At 61.4% G+C, this 21,920-nt stretch carries 19 protein-coding genes; 12 read left to right on the top strand and 7 right to left on the bottom strand.

Annotation, left to right across the window (positions count from 1 at the left end; genetic code table 11):
- Positions 1–11 precede the first annotated feature (11 nt).
- Genes GA0061100_RS02980 through GA0061100_RS02990 form a run of 3 tightly spaced genes read right to left on the bottom strand, consistent with a single transcriptional unit; the run spans position 12 to position 2,520 of the window.
- Positions 12–1,268, bottom strand: a complete 1,257-nt coding sequence (locus GA0061100_RS02980) for a CCA tRNA nucleotidyltransferase (protein WP_075851105.1) — start codon at positions 1,266–1,268, stop codon at positions 12–14.
- Positions 1,265–1,900, bottom strand: a complete 636-nt coding sequence (locus GA0061100_RS02985; RefSeq protein WP_075851106.1) for an NUDIX hydrolase — start codon at positions 1,898–1,900, stop codon at positions 1,265–1,267. Before GA0061100_RS02985 ends, GA0061100_RS02980 begins: the two co-directional genes overlap by 4 nt.
- On the bottom strand, positions 1,897–2,520 hold the full coding sequence (locus tag GA0061100_RS02990) for a DUF1285 domain-containing protein (RefSeq protein WP_075851107.1): 624 nt from the start codon (positions 2,518–2,520) through the stop codon (positions 1,897–1,899). The genes GA0061100_RS02985 and GA0061100_RS02990 overlap by 4 nt, the downstream gene beginning before the upstream one ends.
- A 166-nt stretch (positions 2,521–2,686) precedes the next feature.
- Here GA0061100_RS02990 and GA0061100_RS02995 point away from each other — a divergent pair, with 166 nt between their 5' ends.
- From GA0061100_RS02995 to GA0061100_RS03015, 5 genes are read left to right on the top strand one after another with little or no spacing between them, the layout of a single operon-like run.
- Positions 2,687–3,700 carry an AAA family ATPase gene (locus tag GA0061100_RS02995; protein ID WP_075851108.1) on the top strand — a complete coding sequence of 338 codons (1,014 nt, stop codon included), beginning with the start codon at positions 2,687–2,689 and terminating at the stop codon, positions 3,698–3,700.
- Between the two features lie 26 nt (positions 3,701–3,726).
- Positions 3,727–4,647 (top strand): DUF58 domain-containing protein, encoded by a 921-nt coding sequence (locus GA0061100_RS03000; protein WP_075851109.1) that lies wholly within the window; start codon positions 3,727–3,729, stop codon positions 4,645–4,647.
- Entirely contained in the window at positions 4,644–7,469 is a 2,826-nt protein-coding gene (locus GA0061100_RS03005) for a DUF4159 domain-containing protein (protein WP_075851110.1), read from the top strand. Before GA0061100_RS03000 ends, GA0061100_RS03005 begins: the two co-directional genes overlap by 4 nt.
- Before the next feature lies 1 nt (position 7,470).
- On the top strand, positions 7,471–9,543 hold the full coding sequence (locus GA0061100_RS03010) for a hypothetical protein (RefSeq protein ID WP_075851111.1): 2,073 nt from the start codon (positions 7,471–7,473) through the stop codon (positions 9,541–9,543).
- A gap of 2 nt (positions 9,544–9,545) precedes the next feature.
- Complete coding sequence (locus GA0061100_RS03015; RefSeq protein ID WP_075851112.1) at positions 9,546–9,971, top strand: GNAT family N-acetyltransferase; 426 nt, start codon at positions 9,546–9,548, stop codon at positions 9,969–9,971.
- An 88-nt stretch (positions 9,972–10,059) separates the two neighbouring features.
- Here GA0061100_RS03015 and GA0061100_RS03020 read toward each other — a convergent pair whose 3' ends face one another.
- Entirely contained in the window at positions 10,060–10,632 is a 573-nt protein-coding gene (locus tag GA0061100_RS03020) for a GNAT family N-acetyltransferase (protein ID WP_075851113.1), read from the bottom strand.
- Between the two features lie 348 nt (positions 10,633–10,980).
- Here GA0061100_RS03020 and GA0061100_RS03025 point away from each other — a divergent pair, with 348 nt between their 5' ends.
- Positions 10,981–11,970 (top strand): glutathione S-transferase family protein, encoded by a 990-nt coding sequence (locus tag GA0061100_RS03025; RefSeq protein ID WP_075851114.1) that lies wholly within the window; start codon positions 10,981–10,983, stop codon positions 11,968–11,970.
- Between the two features lie 15 nt (positions 11,971–11,985).
- On the opposite strand, the gene GA0061100_RS03030 is transcribed toward GA0061100_RS03025, so the two are convergent.
- The gene (locus GA0061100_RS03030) at positions 11,986–12,477 is read right to left on the bottom strand and encodes an NUDIX domain-containing protein (protein ID WP_075851115.1); all 492 of its coding nucleotides are present in this window, start codon (positions 12,475–12,477) and stop codon (positions 11,986–11,988) included.
- A gap of 50 nt (positions 12,478–12,527) precedes the next feature.
- On the opposite strand from GA0061100_RS03030, the gene GA0061100_RS03035 reads away from it, so the two are divergent.
- The 5 genes from GA0061100_RS03035 (at position 12,528) to GA0061100_RS03055 (ending at position 17,645) form a co-directional block, all read left to right on the top strand.
- On the top strand, positions 12,528–13,466 hold the full coding sequence (locus GA0061100_RS03035; protein WP_075851116.1) for a metallophosphoesterase family protein: 939 nt from the start codon (positions 12,528–12,530) through the stop codon (positions 13,464–13,466).
- Positions 13,467–13,867: 401 nt separating this feature from the next.
- Positions 13,868–14,380 (top strand): RNA polymerase sigma factor, encoded by a 513-nt coding sequence (locus tag GA0061100_RS03040; protein WP_075851117.1) that lies wholly within the window; start codon positions 13,868–13,870, stop codon positions 14,378–14,380.
- A gap of 3 nt (positions 14,381–14,383) precedes the next feature.
- Complete coding sequence (locus GA0061100_RS03045) at positions 14,384–15,223, top strand: anti-sigma factor (protein WP_075851118.1); 840 nt, start codon at positions 14,384–14,386, stop codon at positions 15,221–15,223.
- Between the two features lie 100 nt (positions 15,224–15,323).
- A complete protein-coding gene (locus tag GA0061100_RS03050; protein WP_075851119.1) occupies positions 15,324–15,527 on the top strand; it encodes a hypothetical protein in 204 nt (67 codons plus the stop codon).
- 273 nt (positions 15,528–15,800) lie between these two features.
- Positions 15,801–17,645, top strand: a complete 1,845-nt coding sequence (locus tag GA0061100_RS03055; RefSeq protein WP_075851120.1) for an ABC transporter ATP-binding protein — start codon at positions 15,801–15,803, stop codon at positions 17,643–17,645.
- 69 nt (positions 17,646–17,714) lie between these two features.
- Here GA0061100_RS03055 and leuA read toward each other — a convergent pair whose 3' ends face one another.
- Both leuA and GA0061100_RS03065 read right to left on the bottom strand, forming a co-directional pair.
- Positions 17,715–19,421 carry a 2-isopropylmalate synthase gene (gene leuA, locus GA0061100_RS03060; protein WP_075851121.1) on the bottom strand — a complete coding sequence of 569 codons (1,707 nt, stop codon included), beginning with the start codon at positions 19,419–19,421 and terminating at the stop codon, positions 17,715–17,717.
- Between the two features lie 328 nt (positions 19,422–19,749).
- Positions 19,750–20,934, bottom strand: a complete 1,185-nt coding sequence (locus GA0061100_RS03065; protein WP_075851122.1) for a benzoate/H(+) symporter BenE family transporter — start codon at positions 20,932–20,934, stop codon at positions 19,750–19,752.
- A gap of 198 nt (positions 20,935–21,132) precedes the next feature.
- On the opposite strand from GA0061100_RS03065, the gene GA0061100_RS03070 reads away from it, so the two are divergent.
- A complete protein-coding gene (locus tag GA0061100_RS03070; protein ID WP_075851866.1) occupies positions 21,133–21,918 on the top strand; it encodes a DeoR/GlpR family DNA-binding transcription regulator in 786 nt (261 codons plus the stop codon).
- Positions 21,919–21,920: the final 2 nt, after the last annotated feature.

A 21,920-nucleotide genomic window follows, 5' to 3' on the forward strand; every position in this document is an offset into this window, starting at 1 on the left:
AGGCCTCATTATCAGGCGTTGGCCAGATCCTTGAGTCGGGCGAGAAGGTTTGCTCGGCTCATCGTAAAATTCCCGTCGAGCCATTCCTGCTCGAGTTTGCCTAGAAGCTCGCCTACGCGCGGCCCGGCGCTGACACCGGCAGCGAGCGCATCTGCGCCATTGAGCGGGAAACCGGGCTTTTTCCATTTGGCAATACGTTCCAGCAATCTCCCAAGCCGCGCAACGCGAGCCATCTCCTCGAAATCATCCTCCGCCTTGGTGCGGGCAACTGCCAGCGCCAGCTTCAGGCGAACGGCCACGCCGGATGGATCATGACGATAAAGCAGGCGATCGAAGGCCGCTTCCGCGATATCATCCTTGATAATCGGCGAATTCGCCCAGGCGTGGAGATAGGCGCCTTCGGCTTTCGAGAGGCGCAGCCGCTCCGCAAGCCTGGCGAGCCTTTCCGCATCAGGCGGCACGATGGCGGCAAGACGCAGCAGAGGCTCCGCTGGCCATTTGAGGGCCTGCTCGGTGGAGACAAGCCCAGGAATGGCATCGATCCCCCACTTCTCGGTTTCCTGCAGCACCTCGGTCAATATGCCGATCTGGCGCATCCAGAGCAGCGCCCTGCCCGGGTCCTGAGCCGCCAGCAGCTTCTTCATTTCGGACCAGACGCGCTCGGCCGAGAGCGTCGAAATCTTCGACTTCGCGGCCGCACAGGCGCGTAAGCCATCGGCATCGGGGCGGCCGCTGCCATAATAGGCGAAGAAGCGGAAGAAACGCAGGATGCGCAGGTGATCCTCGGCAATCCGTGTTGCCGCATCGCCGATGAAGCGAATATTGCGCCGCTCCAGATCGGCAAGCCCACCCACGAGATCAACGACCTCGCCATCGGCGGACGCATAGAGTGCATTGATCGTCAGGTCGCGCCGCTCGGCATCCGCCTGCCAATCCTGGCTGAAGGCGACGACGGCCCGGCGCCCGTCCGTCTCAACGTCACGTCGCAAGGTCGTGATTTCAAATGGCTTCCCGTCAATAACCAGAGTGACGGTACCATGCGCGATACCAGTCGGCACCGCCTTGATACCCGCCGCCTCGGCCCTTTCGACAACGGCTTCAGGCAACAGCGTCGTTGCGATATCGATATCGGCGACAGGCAATCCCATCAGGCTATTGCGTACGGCACCACCAACCACACGCCCCTCGCCGCCATCGGCATCGAGCAGCGCCAGCACCCGCTGCAATGCCTCATCGCGAAACCAAGCCTGATCGGCAACGGACGTCATGTATAGAGCCTTTCATAAAGCGTGCGGACGATACCCGCGGTAATGCCCCAGATCATGCGCTGCCCATAGGGCATGCGATAGAAATGGCGTTCGGTGCCCTGCCAGAGCATCGTGTCGGTGACATGGTGATCGGGGTCCATCAGGAACGAGAGCGGCACCTCGAAGGCGTCCTCCACCTCGGTCGGATTAAGAGCCAGACGAAAGCCCGGCTTCACCACGGCGAGAATAGGGGTGATGCGAAAGCCAGTCGCCGCCAGATAATGCGGCAACCGCGCGACCGGCTCGATGAATATGTCGGCAAGCCCGATTTCCTCGCCCGCTTCGCGCACTGCCGCCATTTCCGGCGACGCATCCTCCGGATCGATGGCGCCGCCCGGAAAGGCGATCTGGCCGGAATGCTTGCGCAGCGTCGATGTCCTGAGCGTGAAGATCACCTTGGCATCGTCGCCGCTGTCGACAACGGGCACGAGCACGGCGGCATCCTTCAGCTTCAAGTCCGCCACCTGCGATATGGTCTCGGGATTGAGGATGTGGTCACCATGGTCACGCCATGCAAGCTCCACCGGCGCTCCGCTCTGATGGAGGGCGCGACGGCGGAATTCATCCGCGGAATAAAGGGGGAATTCATTCATCGAGTAAGTGCATCCAGTTCGGCAACCGGCATGACAGGAAAGATGGAGCTGCCGGAACGCACGCAGAAAATCTCCCGCCCGGCAATTTCAACGGGTTCACCCAGTTCGACGAGATCATACATGACCGCACGCGTCACCAGAGCCTCCAGGCGCCCGCGGACATGCAGATAGGGCTTCAGCTCATCATTCTCGCCGCGAATGACGAAACGGATCGGATGATCCCTGCCCGCCTCGACGACATCGCCGACATTGGTACGGAATGTCAGGACGCGCTTGCCGTCGCGTTCCGTCACGCTCATCTCGACAGCCACGAAGGGCGCATCGACGACACGGATGCCGACCTTTTCCACAGGCGTGACGAGATAGGTCTTTTCGTCGGCGTCCTTGCGCAGAACTGTGGAAAACAGCCGCACCAGAGGAGCGCGACCGATCGGCGTGCCGAGATAGAACCAGGTGCCGTCTGCTCGGATCTCCATGTCGATATCGCCGCAGAACGGCGGATTCCAGCGATCGACGGGCGGCAAACCCTTCTTGGAGGCGCCGCTATCGCCGGCCGCGCGCGAAATCAGCGCCGCGAGGCTTGCGGCGTCGCCCGTTGACCTGATTTCCTCGGTTGCCATTCTTCTGTCCCGGTTGGTCGTTAGTCAGGAATATGACAGTTCTCACGAGATAGTCATTTGAAACGTGCTTGTCAGCTATCTTGCTGGCGATAAGTTGTATTGATTATGAGGCAAATGTGTAACGTCTGCGAATCGCGCGCACCGTTTTCTGCCATTGGAGACTCAAATGGGCATGATCAAATCGACCGAAACGAGCCTCGACGAACAGGCCATCATCGCATCTGCCGAAAAGGCGCTCAGCGATATAGCCCGCGTCCGCGAAGAGGTATCGAAGGTCATTTTCGGCCAGGAAAGCGTCGTGGAGAACACGCTGCTCGCGGTGCTCGCCGGCGGTCATGCCTTGCTGGTCGGCGTGCCGGGTCTTGCGAAGACGAAGCTCGTCACCACGCTCGGTGCGGTCCTCGGCCTTGCCTCCAATCGCGTACAGTTCACGCCGGACCTGATGCCCTCGGATATTCTCGGCTCCGAAGTGATGGACCAGGATGAGACCGGCCGTCGCTCGTTCCGTTTTGTGAAAGGCCCGGTCTTCGCGCAGTTGCTGATGGCCGACGAAATCAACCGCGCCTCACCACGCACGCAATCGGCCCTGCTGCAGTCCATGCAGGAATATCACGTCACCATCGCCGGCCAGCGCTACGACCTGCCCGCTCCGTTCCACGTTCTCGCAACCCAGAACCCGCTGGAACAGGAAGGCACCTATCCGCTGCCGGAAGCCCAGCTCGACCGCTTCCTGCTGCAGGTCGACGTCGATTATCCGGAACTTGCCGACGAGCGCCGCATCCTGCTCGAAACCACGGGTCTGAGCGAAGCGACGCCGCAAGCGGTCATCGATGCCGAGCGCCTTCTGGAAATCCAGCAGCTCATCCGCCAGATGCCCGTCAGCGACGGCGTCGTCGACGCGATCCTGTCCCTGGTGCGTTCCGCCCGCCCCGGCCAGGGCAATGCCTCGACGGACAAGCACGTCGCCTGGGGTCCAGGCCCGCGCGCCGGCCAGGCGATGATGCTTTGCGCCCGCGCGCGCGCCCTCTATGAAGGCCGGCTCGCGCCGTCGATCGACGATGTTCACGCGCTTGCCGAGCCAGTACTGGAACACCGCATGGCGCTGACTTTCGCAGCCCGCGCCGAAGGCATGTCCGTGCGCGATGTCATTGCAGGGCTGGTCAAGCAGTCGAAGTCGTGACCCGGATGTCGAGGAGAGTATAGCGCGTGGCATCCATCGGACAGACCGTCAGACCGACCTCAGGCAATGATGCCCTCTCCCGAGCCCGTAGTCGTGCCGCCCTCGTGCCGGATTGCCTCGTCGAAGCCAAGCGCATCGCCAACACGGTCATTGCCGGATGGCACGGCCGCCGCAAGCGCGGCATCGGCGAGAATTTCTGGCAATTCCGCCCCTATACCGAAGGCGAGAGCCTGTCGCGCATCGACTGGCGCCGCTCTGCCCGCGACGATCATACCTATATCCGCGATCATGAATGGGAAGCCGCGCACACGATCTGGCTCTGGGCCGATCTGTCGCCATCCATGATGTATAAATCAACCTATGGCCATGCCTCCAAGGAAGGCCGCGCGCTTGTCATCATGCTGGCGTTGGCGGAAATCCTGTCCCGCTCGGGGGAGCGCATCGGCTGCCCCGGCGTCATGGAACCGGTATCGACCCGCAACGCAGCCGAACGTCTGGCCGCCGCCCTCATGCACACGCCGCTCGAAGGCGGCCTGCCACAGACGGCGATGATCCGCGGCTGGAGCGATATCGTGCTGATCGGCGATTTTCTTGATGATGCCGACAGCGTCATGGGCAGGATCGGACCACTGGCCCGCCGGGGGCTACGCGGTCATGTGATCGAAATTGCCGACCCCGCCGAAGAACTCTTTCCCTATAGCGGACGCACCGAATTCAGCGATCCCGAAACGGGCTCGAAGCTGATCGCCGGCCGCGCGGAAAACCTGCGGGACGACTATCAGCGCGCCTATCTCGCCCGCCGCGAAAATCTCGGCCAGTCGCTGCGCCATCTCGGCTGGACCTTCGTCAGCCACCGCACCGACCGGCTGGCTTCGGAAGCGCTGGTCGCCGTGCACATGTATCTCTCAGGCATGCCTGCCAGGGTCGCGTCCGGAGGGCAGCCATGAGCGGTCTTTCCTTCGCCTTCGCATCGCCGGCCATTCTCGCGGCGCTCATTCTGCTCCCGGCGATCTGGTGGCTGCTGCGATTGACCCCGCCGCAGCCGCGGACGGAAGTCTTCCCGCCGCTCCGCATCCTGGCGAGCATCCTGAAGCGCGAGGAAACGCCGGCGCGAAGCCCCTGGTGGCTGACGCTGCTGCGCATGCTGCTAGCCGCGCTGGTCATTCTCGCCATTGCCAATCCGATGTTCAACCCGCGCACCAACACGCTGTCGAGCAGCGGTCCGCTGGTGCTGATGATCGACAATAGCTGGGCGAGCGTCTCTGACTGGGAGCGCCGGGTGCGCACCGCCGACGCGCTGATCGACGATGCCGACGCCAAGGGGATTCCGGTCTCGATCGCCTTCACCGCCGAACAGGGCAATGACGCGACACCGGGCGCGGCAACATCGGCCCGCGACAAGCTGCATGCGATGAACCCGAGGCCGCTGGTGCCGGATCGCCAACGTGCAGCCGACGCCGTGAAGGCGGCACTCAACGGCAGCAAGCCCGGCACGATCGCCTTCATCTCCGATGGCATCGAGAGCAAGGACAACGACGATATTATCAGCCGGCTCGCCGCTCTGCAGCCAAGCGAGCTGCGGCTGATCGAAGGCAATGGCCAGGACATTGTCGCGCTCACCGGCGCTGCCAATACCGCCAGCAACATGACCGTCACGGCAACGCGGCTGAACGGCACCGGCCCGATGCGCCTTGGCCTGACCGCGCAGGACAATCAAGGACGGCCGCTTGCCGCCGGTTCGCTTGACTTCGCGGGCGGGCAGACGGTTGCGACCGGTTCGATAGCCGCCCCTTTCGAAATGCGCAATGATTTCGCCCGCATCAGCGTAGACCGCCAGGCAAGCGCTGGCAGCGTCTATCTGCTCGACGATGGTTTCCGCCGCCGCCGCGTGGCGCTCCTATCCGGTCAGGCCGCGGACGAATTCCAGCCGATTCTGTCGCCGCTCTACTATATCCAGCGCGCGCTTCAGCCTTATGCAGACCTGACGCAGCCAAACAGCGCCGATCTGGCAAAATCGATTCCCGAACTGCTCGCCGGCAATCCCTCGGTCATCATCATGGCCGATGTCGGCCGCCTGCCGCAGGAAACCTATGCGCCGCTGGAGAAGTGGATCCAGAATGGCGGCACGCTCGTCCGCTTCGCCGGACCACGCCTGGCGGGCGCACCTGCCGATGACCCCTTGGTTCCCGTGACGTTGCGGCAGGGCGAGCGCACCTTCGGCGGCGCCCTTTCCTGGGCCGAGCCACAACCGCTCGCCGATTTCCCGTCCTTCGGCCCCTTCGCCGGCATGCCGAAGCCGAAGGATGTGCTGATCAAGCGGCAGGTCCTGGCCGAGCCGACGCCGGATCTGGCCGAGCGCACCTGGGCAAGCCTTGCCGACGGCACGCCGCTGGTGACCGAAAAGCAGATGCAGGCCGGCCGCATCGTGCTCTTCCATGTCAGCGCCGAGCCACAATGGTCCGATCTGCCCATATCGGGTGATTTCGTCGAAATGCTGCGCCGGATCGTGCAGCTATCGCGCGCCGGCGGCGTCGCCTCGGCGGAAGGGGCTGCAGCGAAGGCCAGTGAAGCCATGCCGCCTTTTCGGCTTTTGACCGCCAAGGGCGTGCTCACCAGCGAGATCGGCAGCGCCCGCCCGCTGGAGCCGCGCAGCAATGGAGCCGCAGTCGCCAGCTTCGACAACCCGCCCGGCCTCTATGGCTCCGAAGAGGGCTTCAGCGCGCTCAACACCTTGCCGAGCGGCGCAGCACTCAAGCCGCTGGATGCTTCCGCAGCCGGTGCGATCGCACACGAGGGCCTTATCGGCGGCGAAGCATGGTCGGCAAAGCCGATCCTCTTCACCCTCGCCTTCCTCATCCTGCTGGCCGACAGCATCATCGTGCTGTTCATGAACGGCGCCTTCCCACGCCTGGGCAGATCAGCCAAGACGATTGCGGGCGGCGCAGCGATGCTGATGCTGGCCGCCTCGCTCGCCATGCTCCTTCATCCGACAGGTGCGTCCGCCGACGATTCCAAACCGGGCGATGACGCCATCTTCTCGCGGTTGGACAAGACACATCTTGCCTATGTCGTCACTGGCGAAACGGACGTCGATCACGTTTCGGAACGCGGGCTTGCCGGCCTATCCGATTACCTCACCTATCGCACGACGCTCGAGCCCGGCCCGCCGGTGGGCGTGGATCCTGCCAAGGATGAGCTCGCCTTTTACCCGCTTATCTACTGGCCGATTTCAGCGACGGCGCCGATGCCGTCCAACGACGCCATCAACCGCATCGATGCCTATATGCGTAATGGCGGCACTGTGCTCTTCGACACGCGCGACGCGATCGACACGATGGGCGACACTTCGTCGCCGAGCCCGAACGGCCAACGGCTGCAGCAGATTCTCGCCAATCTCGATATCCCTCCCCTGGAGCCGGTGCCGGCCGGGCATGTGCTGACCAAATCCTTCTACCTGCTGTCAAGCTTCCCCGGCCGCTATGCCGACAGCCCGCTCTGGGTGGAGGCGCGTCAGGATGCGCGTCGCGACGCAAATGCCGTCGCCACGTCCGATGGCGTGACGCCGATCATGATCACGGGCAATGACTTTGCTGGCGCCTGGGCCGTGGATGACAATGGTTCGCCGCTGCTGCCGACCGTGCCCTCGGACGAGACCCAACGCGAATATGCCTACCGCACGGGCGTCAACATCATGATGTACATGCTGACCGGAAACTATAAGTCCGATCAGGTCCACGTTCCCGATATCCTGCAGCGCTTGGGGCAATAATATGAATATCGGTTTTGCCCCTTTCCTTCCTTGGCCCGTGCTGGCCGCTTTGGCGGTGCTGACGCTCGCCATCGCTGCGCTTGCCATCTACAGGCGTCTGCGCGGTGGCTGGATTCGTGCCTTGGCGGGCATAGCCTTGCTGACGGCACTCGCCAATCCGGTGCTGATGCAGGAGGATCGCGATCCGCTGACGACGATCGTTCCTGTCGTCGTCGATCGCAGCCTCAGCCAGCAGACGCCTGAACGCGCTAAGATGACGGATCAAGCCCTGGCAATGCTCAAGGATCGGCTCGCGCAATTCCCGCGCATCGAGCCCCGCATCGTCGAGTTCCGCGATCCCGCGGAATCGGATTCGCCGTCGACACGGCTTTTCTCTGCCCTCTCCTCCGCCATCGCGGACGTGCCGCCAGCCCGCATCGGCGGCGCCATCTTCCTGACCGACGGCCAGATTCACGATATCCCCGGCGTCAATCAGCAGCTCGGTTTCGACGCGCCGATCCACGGGCTGATCACGGGGAAGCCGGATGAATTCGACCGCCGCATCGAGATCGTGCGCGCGCCTCGCTTCGGTATCGTCAACGATGAACAGCAGCTCGTCTTCCGGGTCGTCGATGATGGCAAGAGCCCGGGCGGCACCGCAGCGGTGACGGTCAAGATGAATGGCGACGAGATCGCAAGCCTGCAGGCAACGCCCGGTCAGGACACCCCCTTCAGCTTCAAGGTGCCCCGCGCCGGCAACAACGTTCTCGAATTCGCCGTCGCCGAGGTGCCGGGCGAAGTCACGGCCATCAATAATCAAACGGTCCAGTTGATCGAAGGCATACGCCAGAACATGCGCGTCCTCCTTGTTTCGGGTGAACCGCATGCCGGCGAGCGCGCCTGGCGCAATCTTCTGAAATCGGACGCATCCGTCGATCTCGTGCATTTCACCATCCTGCGCCCGCCGGACAAGCAGGACGGCACGCCGATCAACGAACTGTCGCTGATCGCCTTCCCGACACGCGAGCTTTTCGTCGACAAGATCAGCTCGTTCGACCTGATCATCTTCGATCGCTATCAGGACCGTCAGAACGTCCTGCCGACGATCTATTATGATTACATGGCGCAGTATGTCGAAAACGGCGGCGCTCTGCTGGTCGCGGCCGGTCCCGAACATGCCGGCGGTAGCTCAATCGCGTTGACGCCGCTTGCCTCGGTGCTGCCAGCGGAGCCGACCGGTCAGATGATTGAGAAGGCCTTTTATCCGCGCCTCTCGGATCAGGGCAAAAAGCACCCTGTGACACGCGGCCTGGATGGTTCCGACACCGAGCCGCCGCATTGGGGCCGCTGGTTCCGCAGTGTCGATGTCGAGAAGCCGCAAGGCCAGACCGTGATGGTCGGCGCCGACAATAGTCCGCTGCTGGTGCTGAACCGCGTCGGCCAGGGCCGCGTCGCCATGCTGCTCTCGGACGAAGGCTGGCTCTGGGCGCGCGGCTTCGAGGGCGGCGGCCCGCATGTGTCACTCTACCGCCGTATTGCCCACTGGCTGCTGAAGGAGCCGGCGCTGGAGGAAGAAGCCCTGACCGCGAATGCCGCCGGACGCACGCTGCAGGTGACGCGCCAGACGATCGGCGACGATCCCGGCCCGGTCACGATCAAAACGCCATCGGGCCAGAGCGAGACCTTGCCGCTGAAGCAGACGCAACCGGGTCTCTATCAGGCCGAGAAACATATGAATGAGATCGGCCTCTACCAGATCGCCAACGGCAATCTGTCGACACTGGTTCATATCGGCGCCATCGACGCTCCGGAATTCAAGGCGATGATCTCGACCACCGAGACGCTGAAGCCGCTGGCACAGAAGACCAAGGGTCTCGTAACCCGCGTTGCCGGCACTAACGGCAGCGTCGTGGTGCCGCAGGTCCTGCCGGTGCGCGGTGCCGTGCGTGTCGCCGATGGGCAGCGCCTGACAATCCGCATGACTGACGAAACCGTGCTGAAGGGGATCAATACCCTGCCGCTCTTTGCGGGCTTTGCCGGCCTTGCCGCCCTCCTCTTTGCCTTCTCCGCCACATGGTGGCGCGAAGGACGGTGAATATGATGAAGATCGAAGTGACCGATACACCATCGGAAAGCGAACTCGCGGCCATCAGCGCAGGCTTGACGGCTTTCAACACCGAAGACGTCGGCCCGTCCGGTCGGCAATCCCTCGCGGTTTTGATCCGCGACGATGCCGGCAAAACCATAGGCGGCATCTCCGGCTACACCGCTTGGGGATGGCTGTTTACGCAATGGCTCTTCGTGCCGGAAACCCTGCGTGGCCAAGGCATGGCCGGAAAGCTGCTGGATGCGGCGGAAACGGAGGCAAGCACGCGCGGCTGCTTCGGTGCCTGGATCGATACCTTCAACCCCCAGGCGTTGAAAGCCTATCAGCGGCAAGGCTATGTGGTCTTCGGCGAACTGCCGGATTTCCCAGTCGGTCGAAGCCGTTTCTTTCTGCAGAAGAAGTTGTCGCCCCGCTGAAATTCAAGCGGGGCAATCTTTCGGTGATAGCGCCTTAGAGCAATTCCAGGAAAAGTGCGCAGCGGTTTTGCGTTTCCGCGAAACCGCTCTAGACCGCAATCGCAGTGAGCTGCACGACATCGTCCAGATCGTCGTCTTCGGCTTCGCTCGCCGAAGCGGAATCATCGCGCCAGATGATCGAACCGTGCAGCCGCGCATGCGTATCCCCGGCAATCGGCACGACCAGCACCCGGTTGGGATCGACGGGGCCTGGGAAAGTCAGCGCGTTATAGGTGACCTTCTCGAAACCGAGCGGGCAATAATAAGGCGGGTCGCCGATGAGGATGACGGCTTCCGATCCCTTGCGCTTGGCAGCGGCCACCGCGATCCGCACGAGCTCGCGGCCTATGCCCTTGTTCTTGTGCGAGGGGCGTACCGCAAGCGGGCCGAGCAGATGTCCCTTGACCGATCCGGCCAGCACCGGCGTCATCCGCACGGAGGCGATCGTCTCGCCGTCGTCGGCGCAGATGAAGGACAGCGACCGATCATGCGGCCCCTGTTCGCGAATACGAGCAGCGGCGCGGGTAAACCGCCCCGGACCGAAAGCTTCTTCATTGATGAGTTCGATAGCAGCGTCGTGCGACGCATCCTCGGTGAGGTAGACCAGATCGTGCTTGTACATTAGCCCAAGAAAACCAGATAGACGGACGATATTATTCCCGAAAGCGCTCATCGAGCGTTCAAGATCATCGGCGTCGTCGCAGGCTTCTGGTTACTTTCATGCCAAGGGGTCCTTAAAGTGTGAAAAGCCGGATAGCAGGAAATATTCGGCGCGTCCAATGCAAAATGCATCCTGCCATCTATTGATGCACGATCATGTCCGCATCATGTCTATTCCATCGCCGGTGCCAAGGGGTGAGCCTTCCGCAACGGATGCAACGCAGTGTTCATCATTTGCCGCCTCGAAATCCGGCCGGCATGCCGTATGTTCACAACCAGTTTTCGCCAGCACCTCCGAAAGGATCGAGCAATGGGCATATTGGTAGACGGCGTCTGGCATGACGTCTGGTACGACACCAAAGGGACGAAGGGCCATTTCAAGCGCGCCGCGTCGCAATTTCGAAACTGGGTGACTGCAGATGGCAGCCCCGGCCCGACTGGTACGGGCGGCTTCAAGGCGGAAGCCGGACGCTACCATCTTTACGTCTCGCTCGCCTGCCCCTGGGCGCATCGGACTCTCATCTTCCGCAAGCTGAAGAAGCTCGAGGATCTGATCTCGGTCTCGATCGTCGATCCGCTGATGCTGGAAAATGGTTGGGAGCTCAACGGGAAGGACGGCGGCACCAGCGACCATCTTTTCGGTGCCAAGGCGCTCTGGGAAATCTACGTCAAGGCCGATCCGCATTATTCCGGCCGAGTGACCGTTCCGGTTCTATGGGACAAGCAGACCGGCACGATCGTCAGCAACGAATCCGCCGAAATCATCCGCATGTTCAATACCGCCTTCGATGGCCTGACCGGCTCAAAGGCCGATTTTTATCCCGCCGACCTTCGCGGCGAGATCGATGCTCTGAATGAACGCATCTACGACACGGTCAACAACGGCGTCTACAAGGCGGGCTTTGCCACGACGCAGGAAGCCTATGCGGAAAATGCACTTCGAGTCTTCGAAACCCTCGACATGCTGGACGACCGGCTGGCGACGCAACGTTACCTGCTTGGAGATCGGCTGACGGAGGCCGACTGGCGCCTGTTCACGACGCTCGTCCGCTTCGACGCGGTCTATGTCGGCCATTTCAAATGCAACATCCGCCGCATCGCCGACTATGCCAACCTCTCGGCCTATCTCGGGGATCTCTATCAGATCGCCGGCATTGCCGAAACGGTCGATATCGAGCACATCAAGAAACACTACTATGGCAGCCACAAGACCATCAATCCCACGGGGATTGTGCCGGCCGGCCCTAAACTCGACTTCGATCGCCCGCATGGCCGGGAGCGGCTGGCAAAGGCGGCTTGATCCAGAGGCCAGCAGCTACCAATAGCTGGAGGGAGCCTCCGCTCCTTCCAGCTCTCTAAGCCGACGGTAAGTTGCTTTCGTCGTACCCGGCGGCAACGCATCGATCGCGAAGAACCCGCTCTCGACGATTTCACGGTCCGGCTTGCGCGGGCTGGTTTGCGTGACCTCGACTCGGAAGAAAACCACGTGGTCGCGCCTGCTGGTGCGATTGTTGAAATAGACGTGGAAGAGCTGCGGCCTGCCCGAGATCACCAGATTGCCCTCCTCGCGCAGCTCCTTTTCGAGCGCCTGCTCCACCGTCTCATGGCGTTCGACGCCGCCGCCGGGCATGTGCCAGCCAGCGATATAGGAATGCCGAACGAGAAAAATCCGCCCTTCGCGATCAAAGCAGGCAGCGCGCACGCCGATTGTCATGCTGCGGGTCAGCACGAAATAGACATGCAGCGCGCGACCGAACAAACGCACCGCTAAACTCTGCCTTTCATCGCGTCGGTTGTCTTCGCTCATGCCTGAACCCCGGCATCTCGATCTGTAATCGGACTGGGGATGTATTTGTTTTGACAATAGAGTGGGCTATGTCTCATCCCATGTTCAAGCTCGCGCATATTTCCGATGTTCACCTTGGTCCGCTGCCACGTCTTTCGATCAGAGAACTCGCCTCCAAACGCATTACCGGATTTGTGAACTGGCACCGGAACCGGCGCAAGCATCTTTTTGGCGATACGCTCGACCTGCTTCTTGACGACATCAAGGCGAAACAGGCCGATCATCTGGCCGTAACTGGCGATCTCGTCAATCTCGCGAGCGGCATGGAGATCCAGACAGCAGCCGAATGGTTGAAGACCGTCGGCGATCCCCTCCACACCTCAGTCGTCCCCGGCAATCACGATGCCTATGTGCCCGGCGCCTACGAAAAGGCCATGCGCTCCTGGTATCCGTATGTCAAAGGCGATCGTGCGCCCGCCGAATGGCAGGAAGACCAGCGCATTTTCCCCTATCTGCGTATCCGCGGGCAGGTCGCGCTTGTGGGATGCTCCACAGCCGTCGCCACCCCGCCCTTTGCCGCAAGCGGCTTCTACTCCTCGCGCCAGGCGCGCGAGACGGTGAACATCCTGCGCGCAGCCGGGGATGCCGGGCTCTTTCGCGTCGTCATGATCCATCACCCGCCGATTCGGGGTGCAACCAGCTTCTACAAGCGGATGATCGGCATTCGCCGTTTTGCAGCCGTCATCTCGACCGGCGGCGCCGAACTTGTCCTGCATGGCCATACACACCTCAACACCTTGCATTGGCTGCGCGGCCACACGGGTCCCGTTCCCGTCGTCGGGATCGCCTCCGCATCGCAAGGCGTCGGTGGATTGAAGCCGCGCGCTGCTTATAATCTCTTCACCATCGCCGGCCGTCCGGGCGCCTGGGAGCTGAAGGCGGAACGCTACAGCCTCAACGATAATGGCAGCGGCGTCGATCCCGAAGGCTTCGATATTCTGGCGACATGACGAGCCTTTTAGCGTCGCGGTCCGCATCGTTTCGATAGCGTTTTCTAAGATACGGAGCTACAATCGAACCGTTGAAATTCCGAGGTGCGGGACGGATTTTGAGGTCGTGACAGGGAGCGCCGCATGCCGGCTTTCGGGGCTTGTATCCAGCCTGGTTGCTGCATCTCGGAAGGCTTGGGCCAGCATCGGGACAGTGCGGCTCGATACATTGTGGGATCACCGCGGTAAGAATGACAGTCAAACGCGCGGGCGCTTTTTGAAGACTTGCGAAACGGCACAGAAATGGTTCATACCAACACAGGACGATTATTCCGCTCGCATCACCTTTCTTACGGGGAAGGCTGCCCATCGCGGAAGCAAATTGTCGATGTAACAACCTCCAACGCCTTCCTGGAACGATCATGCCAACGCCGGTAGCAGCCATTGATATCAGACGCGATCTGGTCGGCCTTCTTCCGAAGCTTCGCCGCTTTGCCGTGACGCTGACCGGTGATCTGGCAGAGGCAGACGAGCTTGTCCAAAACGTCTGTCAGCGCGGCATAGCCAAGTTCCATCTCTGGAACAGCGGCGGCAAGCTGGAAAGCTGGCTCTATACCATGGCCCGGCACCAATGGGTCGACGAAACACGACGTCACAAGCTGCGCCCGGCTGCAAAGGGCAATGCACTGGAACAGGGTGAGCCGGTATCCGGCACCCATTTAAATCTTGTAGAAGCCGGTGAAGCGCATCGCCTCGTCACATCTTTGCCAGAAGGACTTGCCAGTGTCTTTCTGCTGGTCGACGTCGAGGGGCACAGCTACAAGCAGGCCGCCGACGTCCTCGGCATCCCTTTGTCGGCAGTGATGTCAAGGCTCTCCAGCGCACGCCTTTACCTTGCCTCCCAGGGTCATAGTCGCTCGCCTCGAAGGTTTTAAGCATTGCAAGACATGAAGAAAACGCCGCTCGAAGTCCGCTTGTCCGCCTTCATAGATGGTGAGATGAGCCGCGAAGAAAAGGAAGAGCTGGAAAAGCTCATTGCTTCCGACGCGGATGCACGGCGTATTTTCGATGAGCTGAAGCACGGCTCCGATGTCGGCCGCAAGGCTTTCGACGAGGTTCTGAAGGAACCGGTGCCGCTGGCGCTCGTTCGCTCCATCAAGAGTGCGCAGCCTCCGAAGACCCGAGACCCCTCTCCGCGCCTTACCCGGCAATCATTGAAGCTCGCGCCTACGGGCAAGCAATCGCTGGCCGCTGCCCTCATCCTGTTCGCCGTCGGCGGCGGCATCGGTTATCTTTTCGGCATGCAGCCTGCCGACGTCCCGGCAAGTCCTCCGGCGATCCCGACACAGGTTATGACGCGCAACTGGCTGGATGATATCGCCGCCTATCACCGCATCTATTCGCGCCAGCCGCAGCATATGGTTGAACTTCAGGCAAGCCAGCTGGACGAGATCGCCAAATGGCTGGCGAGCACGGTCGGGGTCAAATTCAATTTTCCGGACCTTGCCCCCGATGGCCTCGTCTTCCAGGGCGCGCGTATGTTCATCGCAGGCGGCAAGCCGGTCGGCCAGCTGATCTACAAGAATCTCGACGGCGATGTCGTCGCCATCTGCTTTACCAAGACGGACGGCGTTGCCGACGATGATTTCAGCGAAACCATCAAGGACGATATCAGCATCGTATCCTGGCATCGCAACGGCGCGACCTATGCGATCGTCGGCCCCTCCTCGGATGCGATGCTCGACCAGATCGCCAACCGGGTATCCTCGGAAATCTGACAGGTCTTCCATGCGCTTTGCCGCTTGCGGCTACCAGCCGGTCGATGGATAATGGGCGGTGGCAATCGCACGAGTCCGATATTCTTGCTGGAGTTTCGACATGTCCGACGTTCTGCTGACCATTCCGGAAATCGACCGGCGTATCGCGGCGATAAGGGAAAATCTTCGCGAACTGATCGAGCAGGCAGCAGCCTTTTCCGGCGCCGCCGACGAAGAGCGGACGTCTGAACGGATAGCCGAGCAGGAAGAGGAGCTCGAGCGTCTGACGAAGCAGCGCGATGCGCTTGCCAAGGGCAAAGCCTGAGCAAAATACGCCGTTAAGACACACATCGTCGGACGACCTCGACGCGGGCCGCGTAAGCACAGACGGCGCTCGCCCCCTATGTCGAACGATCATGGTAGAATTGCCTGCTGACATCGGCGCCTGTACACGCTATAGAGGTTGCAGCGACCAATGAGGAGAGCACTCTGATGAAAAATCACGGCACAGGAAACCACCGCTGAAAAGCAGTGCCGTGAAGGGCTGCTTAATCGGCCCGACCATCAGATTGCTGTCATTCGCCCGTGGAGGGCACTCATGTTTCGCCGCTTCGAAGAGCTTGCCGATCCATTTCAGGATCATGACGAGCCGCAACCATCATCCAAGACCTGGCGCTATCTCCTAATCAATCTTCGCCCGTTTCGCACAGTCATGGCGATGAGCCTCGGCTTGACTGTAATCGGCGCCATCATCGAGATTTGGCTCATCGGCTATTCCAGCCGGCTGGTAGATAATCTTGCGGCAGCCCGCCGGGAAGATTTCTGGGCATCCGAAGGGTTTGGCCTGCTCGCTGCGGCAGCCCTCGTCCTGATCGGACGGCCGCTTGCCGGCTATCTCCGCGAAAGCCTGGATGACATCGCATTCCGACCCAATGCCGAGACCCTGTTCCGCTGGCGGGCTCACCGTCATGTCCTTCGACAATCAATCGGCTGGTTTCGTCAGGATTTTTCCGGGCGTATCGCCAGCCAGGTGCGCGACATAGGTACGGCAGCGACTGGTGCGGCCTATCAGGTCCTGCACACGCTCTCCTTTGTCGCGATTTATGTGGCCGGCTCACTCTGGCTGATGGCCGCGATCGACCCGCGCCTCATCTGGCCGCTGGCCGTCTGGCTGCTCTGCTATCTCGGCCTGATGGCCTACGTCATCCCTCGCCTGCAGAAAGCCTCTGCGCAATATCAGGGAGCCTATGCCGAACTGACGGGCATGCTGGTGGACAGCTATGCCAATATCGATCTCATCAAACTCTTCGCCGATACAAAGGCGGAAGACAAAGAAGCCCGTCGTCGTTTCTCTCAAACGCGCGAAACATTCGTTCGGGTGCAGAAGCTCGAAGTGCTTGTTAATTCGAGCATGCTGTTCCTCGGCAGCTTCCTGATCGTCGCGCTCGTCGGCTATGCGGTCGTGCTGTGGCAGTCCGGCGGCGCACCGCTGGGGCTGATCGCGGCATCCCTGGCACTGAGCTTTCGCATAACCGGCATGGCCGAATGGATGCTGGATGCCGTTTCCTCGCTCTTTGCCCATCTCGGCGCCATGCGGCAATCACTGTTGACCGTCTCGCAGCCACTTGCGATTACCGACGCGCCTGACGCAACGCCGCTTGCCGTCACCAACGGCGAGATCGTCTTCCGGCAGGTCACGCATCACTACGGCAAGGGGGATGGCGGGCTGGACGACGTTTCGCTTCGAATTGCAGCCGGCCAAAAAGTCGGCCTCGTCGGTCGCTCCGGCACCGGCAAATCGACCCTGGTCAACCTGCTGCTACGCTTCTTCGATCCAGAGGCAGGCATCATTGAAATCGACGGGCAGGATATTCGCCGAGTGACGCAGGACAGCCTGCGCCGGCAGATTGCCGTGGTCGGCCAGGAGGCGTCGCTTCTTCACCGCTCCATTCGCGATAATATCGCCCATGGCAATCCCCGCTTTTCGGAGGATGCGATTCTCGCTGCGGCCGAGAAGGCTGCCGCAAGCGACTTCATCGCAAAATTGCGGGATCAGGAGGGACGCACGGGCCTCGATGCCCATGCCGGCGAACGTGGCGTCCAGCTTTCCGGCGGCCAGAGGCAACGCGTGGCGATCGCCCGTGCCATCCTCAAGGACGCTCCGATCCTGGTGCTCGATGAGGCAACCTCGGCCCTCGATTCGGAAGTGGAAGCCGAAATCCAGGATACGCTTTACGGCATCATGGAAGACAAGACCGTGATCGCCGTCGCACATCGCCTGTCGACCATCGCGCGCATGGACCGCATCGTCGTGCTCGACCACGGCCGCATCGTCGAGGACGGCACACATGCGGAGCTGATCGCCCGAAATGGTATCTACGCGACGCTCTGGTCGCATCAATCCGGCGGATTCATCGAAGACGACGAGCCGGCAGCCGACTGACGCGCAACAAAAAGCCCCCTCGACAATCGAGGGAGCTTTTCAAATCAGAGCTGCAGCTAAACTTGAGCCTTATGCTGCCTTGATGGCAAGCACCCGGTTCGCCGCCGAGACGATCGCCTCGAGAGATGCGGCGACGATGTTGGTGTTGATGCCGGCGCCGAAGAGCTTGCCGCCCGGATAGGAGACCTCGACATAGGAGATCGCCGCGGCATTGGAACCGTGCTGGAGCGAGTGCTCGGAATAATCCTCCACCGACATCGGCACGCCGAGATAGATCGAGAGCGCGTTGATAAAGCCGTCAATCGGGCCGTTGCCCCTGCCCTCGATGCGCTTCACCTCGCCCTTATCGGTGATCTCTGCCGCGACGATGCGCTGCCCCTTGTGCTCGGGATCGGCGAAGGTGTGGTGATCGACGAAGCGGATCCGCGCGTCCGGCTGCGTCACATAACGCTCGATGAAATGCTCGTAGATGCGCTTGGAGGGCAATTCCTTGCCTTCCTCGTCGGTGATGCGCTGGATTTCCTCACGATATTCCACCTGGAGATTGCGCGGCAGGTTCAGGCCGTAATCCTGCTGCATGATGTAGGCGATGCCGCCCTTGCCGGACTGTGAGTTGATGCGGATGATCGCCTCATAGGTGCGGCCGACATCTTGCGGGTCGATCGGCAGATAGGGCACTTCCCAGACCGGATCATTTGCGACCTTGGCGGCCTTCATGCCCTTGTTGATCGCATCCTGATGCGAGCCGGAGAAAGCGGTGTAGACCAGCTCGCCGACATAAGGGTGACGCTCGCCGATCGCCATCTGGTTGGAATATTCGAAGACTTCCTTCATGCGCTCGATGTTGGAGCAATCTAGCTCGGGATCGATACCCTGTGTGAACATGTTCAACGCCATGGTGACGACGTCGACATTGCCGGTACGCTCGCCATTGCCGAACAGCGTGCCTTCGACGCGATCGGCGCCGGCCATCAAGGCCAGTTCAGCGGCAGCGATGCCAGTGCCGCGGTCGTTGTGCGGATGCAGGGAGATGATCAGGTTTTCTCTGTTATCGAGATTGCGGCACATCCATTCGATCTGGTCGGCATAGATGTTCGGCGTTGCCATTTCGACGGTCGATGGCAGGTTGATGATCAGCTTGTTATCAGGCGTCGGCTTCATGACGTCGATGACGGCGTTGCAGATCTCCAGAGCAACATCCAGCTCGGTGCCGGTGAAGCTCTCCGGCGAATATTCGAAGCGATAGCCACCACCGGCCTTGGCGGCCATGTCGCTGATCATCTTGGCCGCATCGACGGCGATCTGCTTGATGCCCTGCACATCCTTGGCAAACACCACGCGGCGCTGCAATTCGCTGGTGGAATTGTAGAAATGCACGATCGGCTTATTGGCGCCTTCCAGCGCTTCGAAGGTACGGGTGATCAATTCCGGACGGCACTGGACGAGAACCTGCAGCGATACGTCGGCGGGCACATTGCCCTGCTCGATGCACCAGCGGGCAAAGTCAAAGTCGGTCTGCGAAGCCGAGGGGAAGCCGATCTCGATTTCCTTGAAGCCCATGTCCAGCAGCAGCTGGAACATGCGCGCCTTGCGATCGTGGCCCATCGGATCGACGAGCGCCTGGTTGCCGTCACGCAAGTCCACCGAACACCAGACCGGCGCCTTGGTGATGACCTTGGACGGCCAGGTCCGGTCGGGAATGTTGATCTGGGGATAGGCGCGGTATTTCACCGTCGCTTCGGGCATGCCTTTGGGGGAATGGCTGTTCGCGTCCATGGTCTCGTCTCTTCCTTTCCCGTCATTTTATCCCGCGTCTTAGCCGATCGGATGCGGCTTGGCGATGATAAATGCGGACCCTTTGCGGGTGAGCTGTCGATTTTAGGGTAAGTCGCGAGGAGCGATGGCCAGCGGGCTTTTCGGCCGCCGGGCGCTCCTCAAAGGACCCGGCAACCGCGCGTAAGGCCGAGGAGAAGAAGCGAAGTAAGGGCGCGCGTATTGTCACGCAGGGCAACGCGCCCACGTGCAATCTGTTCGGAAATCTTTGCGCCAGTCATCTTCATGGCCGCGCTTATAGCCGCCGGATCGGAAAGAAGCAACCCCTCGCTCATTTCTTCAGCATCTGCACGCCGCGCGACAGCGCCAGCATCAGCCCGCCGGCGATCAAGCCCCAGAAGGCGCCGGAGATCCCGCCGAAGGAAACGCCCGATGCGGTCACCAGAAAAGTGATAGCGGCGGCCTCACGCGATTCCGGCTGCTGGAAGGCGTTCAGAGCGGAGTTGGAGAGCGCGCCGACCAGCGCCAGACCGGCAACCGCCTCGATGAGGATCGGCGGCGCGAGCGCCACGAAAGCCGTAACGGCACTCGCCAGCAATCCAAGGATGACATAACCGATGCCGGCGATGATCGCCGCCCAATAACGGCGGTTCGGATCGGCATGCGCATCCTGCCCGGCACACATGGCCGCAGTGATCGCCGCGAGATTGACGGCGTGGCCGCCGAAGGGAACGGCAAGAAGCGAGAACACGCCGGTAACTGCAAATAACGGACCGGGCTTGGGATCGTAGTCATGCACCTTCAGCACCGCGATGCCGGGAATATTCTGCGATGCCATGGTCACGATGAACAGTGGCAACGCAATGGACACGATGCCGGCAAGCGTGAAGACAGGCTTCACGAACTCGACCGTCGGCAACAGCGAATGTTCGAGCGACGCGAAGGCGCCATCCGGTATCTTGACGCCGAAGGCCAGCACCAGGGCAAAGGCCGCAAGGGCCGCCGGCACCGCCCATAGCCGCTTGAACGAGCCAACGACGATCCAGGCGAGGATGATCGGCAGACCAAAGGCGGGATTGAAGGCGATCGCCTTCACCGGCGCGAAACAAAGGCCGATCAGCACGCCCGCGAGCATCGCATTGGCGAGCGGCGCCGGGATCGAGGCGACCGCCCGGCCGAACGGGCGGAACAGCCCGGCGATGACGATCAATATGCCGCAGATGAAGAACGCACCGACTGCCGCCGGAAAGCCGCCCTCGATCGCCCCTGCACTTGCGAGCAATGCGGCTCCCGGCGTCGACCAGGCAATACTGATCGGAAGTCTTGTCGCCATGCTGAGCACGATGGCGCAGACGCCCATCGCGACGGAGAGCGCCGTCAGGCCGGACGCCGCCTGTGCATCCGAAGCGCCCACCACCTGCAGGCCATGGAAGACGACGGCAAACGAGCTGGCAAAGCCGACGAAAGCCGTAAGGCATCCCATGAACAGGCTTTGAACGGAAAAATCTTTGAGCATGGCGATGGAGACTCGAAGAGCGCACGAGGATCGATTGAACGCGCATGGAGCATCACAAGCATCGGGCGTGCAAGTGCTGTTTTCTAGCAAAATGGCAGTCTCATTGGGCAAATCCCTCGCGGAATGTGTCGCCGCGGAGTCAAATCATGCATAAACATGCATATTGACTATCTTATTTATGCACGTTATTGCAAATTCATGAGCAATTCACTTCCATTGTCCCGCCGGGACGTCATCGAAGCGCGGCTTGCAGAGGGGCGGCAAATCGTTGCCGCAGCTCTGGCAGCCGAATTCAACGTGTCCGAAGACGCCGTGCGTCGCGATCTGCGGGCGCTCGCCGCCGAGGGTAAATGCCGCCGCGTCTATGGTGGTGCGCTCCCCCTGCTGACACCGTCACAGCCCATGGCCGCACGCGTCGGGCAGGAATCCGGCCGCAAGAGAGCCTTGGCCAAGGCCGCCGTCGCGATGATCGAGCCGGGCGAATTTCTGTTCATCGATAGCAGCAGCACCAATCTTGCGATGGTCGATCTTCTGCCGAAGGACCTTGACGTGACGATCGCGACGAATTCCATCGACATCGCCAGCGCCGTCATGAAGCGCGGCGATATCCCGCTCGTCCTGATCGGCGGCGCGGTCGATCCGGTCGTCGGCGGCAGCGTCGATGCATCCGCCGTTGCGGCTATTGAAGCCATGAATATCGACCGCTGTTTCCTCGGTGTCTGCGCCGTTTCGGCAAGAAACGGCATCAGCGTGTACGAACATGCAGATGCGATCTTCAAACGGACGCTGCTGAAGAGAAGCGCAGCCCGCATCGCCCCGATTACCTCGGAGAAATTTCACGAACGTGCGCCGCACCGTATCGGTGGCGCCGACGATATCGACTGGCTTGTTGTCGAGGATGACCTGCCCGCCACTGACGAAAAAGCGGCTGCCGATGTCGGCTTTTCGCTCGTGAAGGCCAGCGACGTCGCCTCATCCTCCTGATC

The sequence above is a fragment of the Martinezella hainanensis genome, from assembly GCF_900094555.1.
GTDB classification, from domain to species: domain Bacteria; phylum Pseudomonadota; class Alphaproteobacteria; order Rhizobiales; family Rhizobiaceae; genus Rhizobium; species Rhizobium hainanense.

Excerpts from the sequence above, each read along its gene's own strand:
- GA0061100_RS02980 (WP_075851105.1), bottom strand. The coding sequence starts at position 1,268 with ATGACGTCCGTTGCCGATCAGGCTTGGTTTCGCGATGAGGCATTGCAG.
- GA0061100_RS02985 (WP_075851106.1), bottom strand. The coding sequence starts at position 1,900 with ATGAATGAATTCCCCCTTTATTCCGCGGATGAATTCCGCCGTCGCGCC.
- GA0061100_RS02990 (WP_075851107.1), bottom strand. The coding sequence starts at position 2,520 with ATGGCAACCGAGGAAATCAGGTCAACGGGCGACGCCGCAAGCCTCGCG.
- GA0061100_RS02995 (WP_075851108.1), top strand. The coding sequence starts at position 2,687 with ATGGGCATGATCAAATCGACCGAAACGAGCCTCGACGAACAGGCCATC.
- GA0061100_RS03005 (WP_075851110.1), top strand. The coding sequence starts at position 4,644 with ATGAGCGGTCTTTCCTTCGCCTTCGCATCGCCGGCCATTCTCGCGGCG.
- GA0061100_RS03010 (WP_075851111.1), top strand. The coding sequence starts at position 7,471 with ATGAATATCGGTTTTGCCCCTTTCCTTCCTTGGCCCGTGCTGGCCGCT.
- GA0061100_RS03015 (WP_075851112.1), top strand. The coding sequence starts at position 9,546 with ATGATGAAGATCGAAGTGACCGATACACCATCGGAAAGCGAACTCGCG.
- GA0061100_RS03020 (WP_075851113.1), bottom strand. The coding sequence starts at position 10,632 with ATGTACAAGCACGATCTGGTCTACCTCACCGAGGATGCGTCGCACGAC.
- GA0061100_RS03025 (WP_075851114.1), top strand. The coding sequence starts at position 10,981 with ATGGGCATATTGGTAGACGGCGTCTGGCATGACGTCTGGTACGACACC.
- GA0061100_RS03030 (WP_075851115.1), bottom strand. The coding sequence starts at position 12,477 with ATGAGCGAAGACAACCGACGCGATGAAAGGCAGAGTTTAGCGGTGCGT.
- GA0061100_RS03040 (WP_075851117.1), top strand. The coding sequence starts at position 13,868 with ATGCCAACGCCGGTAGCAGCCATTGATATCAGACGCGATCTGGTCGGC.
- GA0061100_RS03050 (WP_075851119.1), top strand. The coding sequence starts at position 15,324 with ATGTCCGACGTTCTGCTGACCATTCCGGAAATCGACCGGCGTATCGCG.
- GA0061100_RS03055 (WP_075851120.1), top strand. The coding sequence starts at position 15,801 with ATGTTTCGCCGCTTCGAAGAGCTTGCCGATCCATTTCAGGATCATGAC.
- leuA (WP_075851121.1), bottom strand. The coding sequence starts at position 19,421 with ATGGACGCGAACAGCCATTCCCCCAAAGGCATGCCCGAAGCGACGGTG.
- GA0061100_RS03065 (WP_075851122.1), bottom strand. The coding sequence starts at position 20,934 with ATGCTCAAAGATTTTTCCGTTCAAAGCCTGTTCATGGGATGCCTTACG.
- GA0061100_RS03070 (WP_075851866.1), top strand. The coding sequence starts at position 21,133 with ATGAGCAATTCACTTCCATTGTCCCGCCGGGACGTCATCGAAGCGCGG.